Source organism: Chitinophagaceae bacterium (assembly GCA_030053935.1).
Classification (GTDB): Bacteria; Bacteroidota; Bacteroidia; order Cytophagales; family JASGCU01; genus JASGCU01.
Genome location: JASGCU010000003.1, coordinates 74,667 through 76,276 on the forward strand (window position 1 = coordinate 74,667; position 1,610 = coordinate 76,276).

General features: G+C 38.3%; 1 protein-coding gene. It reads right to left on the reverse strand.

The window, feature by feature from the left end:
• Positions 1-1,610: hypothetical protein (locus tag QM536_00875; GenBank protein ID MDI9355565.1), on the reverse strand; the 1,610-nt coding region annotated here is incomplete at both ends.

A 1,610-nucleotide genomic window follows, 5' to 3' on the forward strand; every position in this document is an offset into this window, starting at 1 on the left:
GTTATTTCTACTGTTCCTGCTCCATGTATGCTCACTGTGTTATTATTGAGAGAAATGAGTGTATTGGAAACAGAATAGGTTACTTCTAGAGTGGAAGTGGCAGAAGCATATAGTAGAAAAGGTGCATCTTCATACTTTTTTTGTGCCAATGCTGGAAAAGAAATACTCTGGACTGCTTTGTCTATAGTCAATACTTGTGTTTCCGATGTACTTAAGTAGTTATCATTTCCAGTTTGGTACGCAGTTATTGCTACTGTTCCTGCTCCATGTATGCTCACTGTATTATTATTGAAAGAAATGAGTGTATTGGAAGCAGAATAGGTTGCTTCTAGAGTGGAAGTGGCAGAAGCATATAGTAGAAAAGGTGCATCTCCATACGTTTTTTGTCCTAATTCTGGAAAAGAAATACTCTGACCTGCTTTGTATATAATCAATACTTGTGTTACTGATGGACTACTTAAGTAGCTCTCATTTCCCGTTTGGTAGGCAGTTATTGCTACTGTTCCTGCTCCATGTATGCTCACTGTGTTATTATTGAGAGAAATGAGTGTATTGGAAACAGAATAGCTCACTTCTAGGGCACTTGTGGAAGTGGCGTTCAGGACAAAGGGTATATCTCCGTACGTTTTATTTGAAATAGTAAATGTAATATACTGATGCCGCTTAGAGGAAAGGGCAATACTTCTATTTGCACCTGCTGCTACAAACCACGTATAAGAGTTTAGTAAATAGGTAGGTATGCTGAGTTGTTTGAATACATTGCTTCCTAGTCCATTTATGTATTTTAAAGTATCTACGGTAAAGGCGTGAGAGTACCCTGAAGAAAGAAACTGATGGTATCTATTTCTTTGAGTATTTACGGTACGGTTATGTACAGCAGTTCCCCATCTATGGAGGTTTCCTTGGGTATCGATGGCTAAGCTAAAGTTTTCTCCTGCGGAAATAGCTTTGTAGCGTCTGCTGGTGTCTACGTTCGTTTGTCCTAAATTGTTGTTACCCCATGCTATAATATTTCCTGTTGCGGAGAGGGCGAGGGAATGATATCTTCCTGCGGCTATTGCTACTATGTTTGTAGAAGCAGTAAGTGGAACTGTTGTTTGACCGTAGCTATTATCTCCCCATGATATTACTTGTCCTTGGGAGGTAAGTATCATAGAGTGGTTTTCTCCTCTTGCTAAAGAAGTTATGGTAGCAGAACCAGTAGGATGTGGTGGTATAACAAGCTGTTTATAGGTAGTATCACCCCAAACATATAAAGAGCCATCGTTTCTTAATGCTATAGTTCCATTTCCTCCTGCGGCTATATTTACTATTTTATCTATCCTTTGGTTATTGACGATAGGGATTTTTATTGCTTCTGTAGAAGCATAGGAGAAATCATCTAAGTAGTCATTATCAGGGTTTTTACCAAAATCTAAAAAGCTTTCTAATTCTTCTACTAGTATTCCTAAGCCATTTTCTATGTTTTCTATGGTATAGGGAGATGTTATAGTAGTGATCTTTGCTGTGTCTGCGGTAAATGCGACTCCTCCGAAAGTAAGAGTAGAGCGAACTGTGGAATCTGTGCTATTAAAAACATGACTCACCATAGAATTATTATTTAACTCTGT